At 71.5% G+C, this 9,490-nt stretch carries 6 protein-coding genes; 4 read left to right on the forward strand and 2 right to left on the reverse strand.

The window, feature by feature from the left end:
- Positions 1-2,244: IniB N-terminal domain-containing protein (locus M4D77_RS22540; protein ID WP_259937483.1), on the reverse strand; the 2,244-nt coding region annotated here is incomplete at its 3' end.
- 351 nt (positions 2,245-2,595) lie between these two features.
- On the opposite strand from M4D77_RS22540, the gene M4D77_RS22545 reads away from it, so the two are divergent.
- The 4 genes from M4D77_RS22545 to M4D77_RS22560 all read left to right on the forward strand — a co-directional run bounded on the left by M4D77_RS22545 (position 2,596) and on the right by M4D77_RS22560 (position 8,851).
- Entirely contained in the window at positions 2,596-4,356 is a 1,761-nt protein-coding gene (locus M4D77_RS22545) for an Hsp70 family protein (protein WP_259937484.1), read from the forward strand.
- 35 nt (positions 4,357-4,391) lie between these two features.
- Positions 4,392-6,884 carry a helix-turn-helix transcriptional regulator gene (locus tag M4D77_RS22550; protein ID WP_137811055.1) on the forward strand — a complete coding sequence of 831 codons (2,493 nt, stop codon included), beginning with the start codon at positions 4,392-4,394 and terminating at the stop codon, positions 6,882-6,884.
- A 218-nt stretch (positions 6,885-7,102) separates the two neighbouring features.
- Entirely contained in the window at positions 7,103-7,861 is a 759-nt protein-coding gene (locus M4D77_RS22555; protein WP_137811056.1) for an SDR family oxidoreductase, read from the forward strand.
- 291 nt (positions 7,862-8,152) lie between these two features.
- The gene (locus M4D77_RS22560; protein ID WP_396266612.1) at positions 8,153-8,851 is read left to right on the forward strand and encodes a hypothetical protein; all 699 of its coding nucleotides are present in this window, start codon (positions 8,153-8,155) and stop codon (positions 8,849-8,851) included.
- A 90-nt stretch (positions 8,852-8,941) separates the two neighbouring features.
- Here M4D77_RS22560 and arr read toward each other — a convergent pair whose 3' ends face one another.
- Complete coding sequence (gene arr / locus M4D77_RS22565) at positions 8,942-9,370, reverse strand: NAD(+)--rifampin ADP-ribosyltransferase (protein ID WP_396266613.1); 429 nt, start codon at positions 9,368-9,370, stop codon at positions 8,942-8,944.
- Positions 9,371-9,490: the final 120 nt, after the last annotated feature.

Genomic DNA, 9,490 nt, shown 5'->3' on the forward strand with positions numbered 1-9,490 from the left:
GTCGGCACCCACATCCCCGCCCGCAGCCAGCACGGCCTCGAGGGTTCCGCCGAGGTCGGCGGCGGTCTCGGTCACCAGGCCCAGTCCCGCGCCGGCGTCGAGTGCGGCGTCCAGCGCCCCGCCCAGCTGTGTGATGAGGGCGCCGTCGACGCCGAGTGCACCGCCGAGGTCCGCGGCCAGCAGTTCGCCGACGTTCAGGCCGGCACCGGCGGCGGCGTCGAGGATGCCCTCGATGCCTGCGGCCGCACCCAGCACGCCGCCCAGGGTGGCGCCGAGCTCGCCCGCGAGCTCACCGCCGCCACCGACGATCGCGCCGAGTTGCGCGGCCAGGTCGGTGGCCAGTCCGCCCTCGAGCAGGCCGCTCAGGTCGGCGCCGAGGACGCCGCCCAGTTCGAGGGCGCCACCCAGGGCGGCCCCCAGGTCGGCGCCTGCAGCCGCGCCGAGGACACCGGTGAGCACGGTGCTCAGCGCGGTGTCGAGGCCGGCGCCGGCCGACAACAGTCCGTTGAGCGCGGCTCCGAGTTCGGTGCCGAGGCCGCCCACGACCCCGAGGCCGCCGCCGAGAGCGCCCTCGACCGCGCCACCGAGACCCGCGCCCAGTCCGGCACCGAGTCCCAGTCCCGCTTCGAGAGCGCCGCCGACGCCGGTTTCGAGCGCCCCGCCGAGACCGAGACCGGCGTCGATGGCACCGCCGAGCCCGGCAGTGAGATCGGCGGCCAGGCCACCTTCGAGGGCTGCGGCCAGCGTGCCGCCCAGGGCCGCACCGAGACCGGCGGCGGCTTCGCCACCGACTTCGAGGCCGGCAGCCAGAGCGCCGGCGAGAGTTGTGCTGAGATCGCCGCCGGCTTCGATCAGGGCCTCGACGTCGACGATCCCGCCGGCTTCGAGGACGGATTCGAGCGCCGCGGCGAGCCCGGCCTGAGCGCCGCCGCCGACACCGAGGACGGCGGTCAGGGCGCCACCGAGGACGGCGTTCGCGCCGGCCGCGCCGGTCAGGACCAGTCCGCCGGTCGCCGCGGCCGTCGACGTCAGGGCCACACCGAGTGCGGTGCCGACGGAGGCGGCAGCGGTGCCGCCCGCGGCCAGGGTCGAGCTGAGAGCGCCGCTGAGGGTGGCGCCGAGTTCGCCGGACAGGTCGGCGATGGCCTGCGCGTCGAGCAGACCCGACAGCGTCGCCGAGAGGTCACCCGCGACATCGAGAGTGGATGTCAGCGCGGCGGTCAGATCGCCGGACAGTTCGGCGCCGAGACCGAGCGCGCCGGTGAGTACCGCCGAGAGCGCGCCGCCCGCACCGAGACCGGCACCGAGCGCGGCCGCGAGGTCGGCGCCGAGTGCGCCGCCCGCGCCGATCGTGGCGCCGAGCAGACCGCCCAGCGTCGCGCCGAACGAGCCGGCGAGTTCGCCACCCAGTTCGAGCGCCGCCGACAGCTGCGCGGCGAGACCGCCCCCGAGTCCGAGCCCGAGGTCGGCGCCTGCGGCGAGGAGTGCGTCGAGCGAAGCCCCGAGCTGGGCGACCAGGGCGCCCTCGGCGCCGATCGCGCCGGCCAGCGTCCCGGCGATGACCGGTCCGATGCCTGCGGCGAGCTCGAGGCCACCGTCGACGACCGTCTCGAGCGCGGCTCCCAGCGCGGCACCGAACTGCGCGGCGATCGCGCCGCCGGCGCCCAGGCCCGCGGACAGCGCCGCGCCCAGGGCGACGGCCAGCTGGCCCGCGAGGTCGAGGTCACCGAATGCGATACCGCCGAGGTCGAGATCGGCCAGGGACAGACCCGAGAGGTCGATGTCGCCCAATCCGATGCCGCCGAGGAGACCGCCGAAGTCGATGTCGCCCAGACCGATTCCACCCAGATCGACTCCACCGAGGTCGAGGTCGCCCAGTTCGAGCCCACCGATGCCGCCGAGGTTCACGTCACCGAGGTTGACGTCTCCGCCGCCGACGTTGATGTCGCCGAACTCGAGGCCGCCCAGGCCGACTCCGACGCCACCGCCGCCGATCACGCCGCCACCGACCGCGCCGCCGGCGCCGACCGCCCCACCGCCGGCACCGATGATCGCACCGAGGCCGCCGCCTGCGGCCAGACCGCCTCCGGCGACCAGCGGGGCGGCTGCGGAGATGTCGGCGGGGGTGACGCCGGTGAGTCCGGCGCGATCGATCGCGGCCTGGGGATTGCCGCAGTAGGCGTTGAAGGATTCCTCGTCGCGAAGCAGACCGAGGATGAAGTCGAGTACCGCGTTGGTCGCCATGGCGTCGTTCCTTGCGTCGGGGAGATCGCAGTTCGATCCCGTGTCGAGTTCGACCGTATGGACTTCGGGGCCCGACGACATCGGGGTAAATCCCCAGTCCTGCCGACGACCGGGGGGGTGGGTCATCCCCCAGGGGGATTTCGACCGGGGTCCGGGGTCCGGGCGCCGCCGGCATAGGGGGGTCGGGACTTTCCCCCTAATCCCCGGCCAGGGCTAACACCAGGGGGCCGGTCCGCGACACACTGGGTGAAGTGCGCCGCCGGGGCCGGGGCACGTGACATCGACGGATTGCCCGCACGACGCGGCACCGTCACCGCCCACCGTCTGCAGGTGCGAACAGGAGTGAGCGTCATGGCCATCGGGATCGGTGTGAAGATCGGGTCCGCGAACAGCGTGGCGGTAGCCGCCTCGGAACAGTCCTGGGAGGGCGCGGTCTCGGTCGAGACGTCCGCTCTGGTGGATGCCGACGACTTCCTCGGACGGGTCGGCGACCCGGTCCCGATGCTCGACGACCACGGCCGCACGATCGCGGCGGCCGACCTCTACGCCGACGCGGTCGCGGCGCTGGTCGCTCGGCTCGACCTCGGCACGGACAGCGTCGACTCGACACCGTCCGACGACGTGCACCTGACCGTCGTGCACCCCGACAACTGGTCCGATCAGGCCGTCGACGACGCCCGGGCGGCACTTGGCGCCCACCCCGACTCGGTGCCGGCGGACGCGATCACCTGGGTGCCCGAGTCACGGGCGACCCTGGCCGCAGCCGAGCACGCCGAGGGCGCCTTCGGCGTCGGCGCGGTCGTCGTCTGCGATCTCGGCGCCGCGGGGCTCACCGCCTCCGTCCTGGCCACCGGTTCCGATCCGGTCCCGGTCGGCCGTCCGCTGCATCTGGACACCGTGAGCGGCAACGAGTTCGACCGCCTGCTGCTGGCGCACACCCTGCGGGTGACCGGTGCCGACGCCGAGGTCGACGCGGGTCTGGCCGACCCGGCCCGGAGCGGCGCGATCCTCGACGACGTGAACCGGCTGCGGGAAGAGTGCCGCCGGGCCAAAGAGTCTCTGTCGGTCGACACCGACACCGTCGTCGACGTGCGGATCGGGCAGGTGAGCACCGAGGCGCGGCTGGTCCGGGACGACATCGAGGACCTGCTGCGCGCACCGGTCACGGAGGCGGTTGCGCTGGTTCGTGAAGCGGTCTCCGCGTCCGCCGTCGGCCACGACTCGTCGGGCGCGCACGCGGCCCCCGGGATGAAGCCGGCCGGGGTGTCCGCGGTCCTGCTCGGTGGCGGCGGTGCGGCGATCCCGCTCGTCACCGAAATGCTGTCCTCGACCCTGCGTCTGCCGGTAGTCCTCGACCCCGATCCCGCGTCCGCCTCGGCAGCCGGCGGTGCACTGATGGCCGGCACGACGCTCGCCGCGCGCCGGTCGGCGATCGCTCCGGCCGCCGCGACGACCGCCGCGACGACCGCGGCCCTCGTCTCGGCCACACCCGAGGAGCGGCCGCTCCGCGAGATCGTCCCGGCTCCGAGCACCCCGGTCGCCGAGCCCGCTCCCCGGTTCTCGCGTCGTAAGCGGGGCACCCTGATCACGGTCGGTGCCGCCGCACTGGCGCTCGTCACCGCAACCGGACTCTCCGTCGGTACCGGACTCGTCGGCTCGGTCGGCGAGGCGACGCCCCCACCCGCGGGAGCGGCGACCACCACGGCCACCTCGACGCAGAACCCCGGTGGCGCGCCGGGCACCACCGCGACCGGTGCGCGTCCCGGCACCACCGCGGCACCGGTGACCGGTACGGGAACCCGGGCTCCGGGTACCGCCACCGATGCGCCGCGACGGACCGCGGCCGGCGCCCCGCCGCCCGGCGCCTCGTCTGCCGGTGCCCCCGCGCCCGGAAGCACCCCCGGCCGGCCTGCACCGGCGCCCGCGCCTGCTCCAGCGCCCGCACCAGCACCAGCACCAGCGCCCGCTCCGGCTCCGGCACCAGCGCCTGCACCGGCGCCGGACTACCCCGAACCGGACACCGGCGGTGGCGGCATCACCCCGGGCGGGGTCCTCGACGGCACCGGCCGGGTGCTGTGCGGCGTCACCGGCGTCGTCGGCATCGACTGCTGAATCCGTTGACTCCCCGGTCACCCCTGGACCGTTCGATGACCCCGACGACACCGGTCTCCACGATCGGTGACCGTCCGGACCCGTCCTCGGCCGCGTCGCGCACCTCGTCGTGGGTGGCGGGCATCGTCGATCGCGCGCACTCGGGCCATCCGCTGTGCGCCGTGGCCGTCGGCACCCCCGGCAGCGGACGCTCGGCACTGCTGAACGCCGTGCACGAACAACTCCGACGACTGGACCTCCCGGTGAGTGTGGGGCTGCCCGTCGCGGACGGCGCGGGTCCCGTGTTCGTGCTGGCCGACGACATGCATCTGTGGCCGGTGGCCATGTTCGAGACCGCGCTGGGCATGCTCGACGCGGGAACGATCGGGCTGATCGCCACGATCGAACCGCGGGAACTGGACCCGAACGTCCGCCGGTTGCGCGACCGCGCCCGACCGTTCGGCGCGGTCCTCGAACTCGAGGCGCTCGGAACCGCCGATGTCCTGACCCGCGCGACCCGCGCCGGGCTGACCCTCGCGCCGACCACGGCATCGCTGATCCGTCGACGCTGTGGCGGTGCGCGAGCTCCCATCGACATTGTGCTGCGGGCGCTCCGGAGCACTTCGAGCAGCGCCTCGCGCGTCCTCGACGAGCCGGGGGCCGACGAAATCGCCGTCGTCGATCGGGTGTCCCGCGAGTGGCACCATCGGCTGCTGCGCGGACTCGATCCGCTCACGCTCGCGGTGCTGGCCCTCGCCTCGGTCCGGGCGCCCCTCGACCCCGACAGCGTCGCCGAAGCGGCGGGCACCGACCGAGCCGCCGCGCTCGAGGCGGTCGACCGGGCTCGCGGGTGCGGCCTGTTACGCGGCGCGGACGTCTTCGTCTCGGCTGCGGCCGGTCCACTGCGTGATGTGTTGGGAGACAAGCAGATCGACGAGCTACGACGCAACTCGGTCGTCGTCGGACTGCGTGCGACCGAGCTCACCCCCGACACCGCGCTGCTCGCGGCCGAGGCTGGTGTCGACGACCCGCGGATCGTCGACGCGCTGCTGGTCGGCGCGGTCGACGCGACCGCGGCGCGGGCGGTGGTCCTCCTGCAGGCCGCCGATCGGGTGGAGCCGGGGCGTGATGACGTCCGGCTCCTGATGGCCCAGCGTGCCCTGGCATCGGGGGATCTCGACGGTGCGGGTGCCGCGGCCGACCGTCGGCTGGAGTCGGCCGTACCCACAGACGAATGGGTCGCGGAGTGGGTGGAGCTCGCCGCCGCAGTCGCGGCGCGGCGCGGACTCGCCTCGCACGCCGCCGACCTCTACCGCTGGACGGGATCCGATCTTTCTGCATCGCAGTCGTTGTCGGCTGCAGTCGCCCTGCTCGCGGTCGGAGACCGCGCGGCGGCCACGGCCATCGGCGCGGCCGATCGTGGCCGCGCGCCGGTGGCGAGTCGGGCCACACGGTCGCTGGTGGTCCGCGGGCTGCTCGCCACCCTCGACGACACGGCCGAGATGAGTACCGGCGACGCGGTCGACGTCGTGGTGCGCGGGATCTCAGCGGGAGCGACGTCGTCCCGAGGCCCGTCTGCGGCCCGAATTCTGCACGCGGCCGCCGCGGTGGCGTTGAACCTCGGCGACACCGTTGCCGCGCAATCGATCCGGACGGTGGCGGCGGAGCCGGCCCGCACCATTCTCGACGCCGAGGCCGCGCTCACCGTCGGCGATCTCGAAGCGGCGGCGCGTCTGCTCCCGACGGCGGAACCGCAGGGGATGTCCGAACGCTTTCGGGTGCAGGCCATCCGGCTCGGGTTGGCCCGGCGCCACGGTGACCTGTCCGCGCTGTCGGCCGCGTGGCAGGACGGCCTGTCGCTCCTCGCCGCCATCGAGGTGGACCTCTACCTGTTGCGTCCGCTCGGCGAGTTCTGGATCGCCGCAGCGCGACTGGGTCAGATTCCCGCGATTGCGCGGTATGTGCACGCAGCCGACCGGTTGCTCGCGGATCTTGGCGACCCCCCGGCGTGGTCGGCGTCGTGGGACTTCGCGGGCGTCCAAGCCGTTGCCATCACGCGCGACCAGTCCGCTGTGGCGCACCGGTTGACTCGTCTCGACCTCGCCGCGGCGCAGAACCGCACGGCCGGGTCGTTGTCGACCGGTGCGCGCACCTGGGTCGCGCTGAACGACGCCGGCGAATCAACGGAACCCGTCACCGCCGCCGTCGAAGCGCTACGGAGCATCGGATTGCACTGGGAGGCAGCGCGCCTCGCGGGTATGGCCGCGTCCCGCGCCGACGATCCCGCGACCGCGGCCGGCCTCCTGGACACCGCTCGCTCGGCCGGCGAAGATCGGCGGCTGACTCCACTGATCGGCGGGCCGCTCACCGATCGCGAGGCCGAGGTCGCCCACGAACTGCTGCAGGGTTTCACCTACCGGGAAATCGGTGAGCGCCTGTACATCTCTGCGAAGACCGTCGAGCATCACGTCGCCCGGATCCGACGCCGGCTCGATGCCGGGTCGCGGTCGGAACTGATGGCTGCCCTCCGCGCGGCTGGGTATCGGTAGGCAGGCTCGCGCCGCCTGTGCTGAAAACCGCCCGACAGCGGCCCGGCGCGAGCGATATGTTGTCTGTCCGTTTCTGTGGGGCGGTCTTCCGAGACGGAATGACTCAGTGCCACGGTCGAATTCGAGAACCGGCAGCAGATGATCACGGCTATGACCGAAGATCGGGGCGAGGCGACCGCCGCCTTCCTGGAGAAACGAGCACCGAGGTACCGACGACGATGACTTCTGACCTGTTCGATGTGAGTGGCAAGACGGTGCTGGTCACCGGCGGCACGTCGGGTATCGGGGCGATGATCGCCCACGGACTGCACGACCGCGGGGCACGGGTCCTCATCACCGGTCGCAATGACGACGCGCTGGCCGAGGCGCGCGCCGCGGGACTGACTGCGTTACAGGCGAATCTGTCGACGCCCGAGGGTGCACGAACCCTCGCGCAGCAGGTGGCGTCGGAGACCGACACCCTCGACGTCCTGGTGAACAACGCCGGCGCGACCTGGGGTGCGCCGCTCGAGGAGTTCCCGGACTCCGCCTGGGACCGGGTGCTGAAGCTCAACGTCCAGACGCCGTTCGTGCTCACGCAGACACTGTTGCCGTTGCTGACCGGTACTGCGACTGCCGAGAACCCGTCGCGGGTCATCATGATCGGCAGCGTCGACGGGATCCGGGTGCCGCGCACCGCGTCGTACTCCTACTCGTCGAGCAAGGCGGCCGTCCATCAGCTGACACGGCATCTCGCGCGGGACCTCGGACCGCGTCATGTCACCGTGAACGCCATCGCGCCAGGTCCTTTCGAGTCCAAGATGATGGCGCCGATCCTGGCCGAGCTGGGCGACGAGGTCGCCGCGGCCTCCCCGCTGGGGCGTATCGGTCGAGCCGACGACATGATCGGCACGGTCGTGTACCTCGCCAGCCGCGCCGGCTGTTACCTCACCGGGACGGTCATTCCGGTCGACGGTGGGATTGCGACGACGCTCTGAGTCCACGAGTCCAATTGACGAAATACGGCACACAGTCAACGAAATTCGATGCACAGTCAATGGGATTCGGCGCACAGTCACCGGGAGGTGCGGAATAGGCAGATAGCCGGGATTTCCGGATTTAAAAGCGAACATGCGACATGGTCCACTGATGCACTGTGCGTGCAGGTCAGGTTCGCTGTGTAAAGGTGTTCCTCATTCAGATGCCTTTAATCGCGCTGGTATCTGATTAATCCCTTTGTTAGCTTGCGGGAGTTCGATGGACCCGAACGACAAAGGAGGAAAGAACCAGTGCGAAGAAATCTCATTCGTGTGACGACGGCTGGCGCGACCCTCGGGGTCGCGGCTCTGATCGCTCCCGCGGTGGCAACCGCAGCCCCCGTATCGGAGGCGAACTGTGCCACGGTCTCCACTCCGGCCAATCCGGCGGGGTGGGGCAACACGTTCGGTGACGAGCGCGGCCAGGCCGGCAAGGTGACGGCGACCAATGTTGTTGATCAGGACGGGTCTCTCGAGTTCGTGACGACAGAGCAGACACCGCGCCAGGCGTCGTACAAGAGTGCCGGGCAGCTCAAGCTGACGGAGGCCATCACGAAGCCGCTCACGTTCAACAAGTCCGACGGTCAGGCGAACTGGCAACTCCGCGTGACCGGGGCCAACACCGGTGAGAGCAATGGATTTGCGACGCTCGTCTGGACCGTTCCGGCTGGTGCGGGCAAGGCGGATGCCGGCGGATCTGACCAGTGGTGGTCCACCCGAGATCTCGGCACGATCAAGAGAGGCACCAACGCCACCCTGGATGATCTGGTGAAGGCCGCCAATTCAGAGGGCCATACCACCGTGGTCGACCACTACGGAATCTCCAGTCAGCCCAACGAAAAGACCGGCAAGGTCAATGTCGACAACGTCTCGTTCAACGGCTGCACCACCAACTTCGCCGCATCGGGTGCCGGCGGAGCCTTCGGATCGCTGGAGAACATCTTTCCCTGATCCGTGAGTTCGACTCTGCAGCAGGCGCTCCGCGGCCGATGACCGGTCGCGGAGCGCCGCCGTCGCGGCGAGAATGTCGTGACGGCCGGGCTAGTCGTACAGAACCGCTTCGCCCCGCTGCCGGAGTGCTTCCAATCCTGCGCGGAACTGTCGGAGGTATTCCGGCGAATGTCCCACCCAGTCGATCATCTCGCCGACGACCCGGACCGGCTGGCCGCTCCGGTAGGAATGGGTGGGGTTGCCGGGAAACTTCTTGTCGGTGACGTTCGGATCGTCGTGTACGTCGTCCTGCGGTTCCACGACGTAGACCCGGGGGCGCCCGTCACCCACCGCCATCTCGGCCGCGAGCACCGCGCCGTCGAGCACCTTCGTCATGTAGACGTAGTTCGAGATGTGCTCGCGCCGGTAGTTCGATCGGTGACCGGGGGTCAGGAAGTCGCCCACCCGGAGGTCGGCGCGGGTGCCGTGGAAGTAGGCCCCGGACTCGTGCACCCGGAATCGTTCCGGGGTACCCGCCATGTCGGGGTGGTCTGCACTCTCGGGCATCGATGGCCTCCTGCGTCTCGTCGTCGTCGAGCGATTGTGCACGGCCACCAGGGCCTTGCGGCAAGCCCCCGTCGTCGACATATGGTGGAAGTG

It is taken from the genome of Gordonia sp. p3-SID1431, assembly GCF_025143765.1.
Taxonomy (GTDB): domain Bacteria; phylum Actinomycetota; class Actinomycetes; order Mycobacteriales; family Mycobacteriaceae; genus Gordonia; species Gordonia hongkongensis.

Excerpts from the sequence above, each read along its gene's own strand:
- M4D77_RS22545 (WP_259937484.1), top strand. The coding sequence starts at position 2,596 with ATGGCCATCGGGATCGGTGTGAAGATCGGGTCCGCGAACAGCGTGGCG.
- M4D77_RS22550 (WP_137811055.1), top strand. The coding sequence starts at position 4,392 with ATGACCCCGACGACACCGGTCTCCACGATCGGTGACCGTCCGGACCCG.
- M4D77_RS22555 (WP_137811056.1), top strand. The coding sequence starts at position 7,103 with ATGACTTCTGACCTGTTCGATGTGAGTGGCAAGACGGTGCTGGTCACC.
- arr (WP_396266613.1), bottom strand. The coding sequence starts at position 9,370 with ATGGCGGGTACCCCGGAACGATTCCGGGTGCACGAGTCCGGGGCCTAC.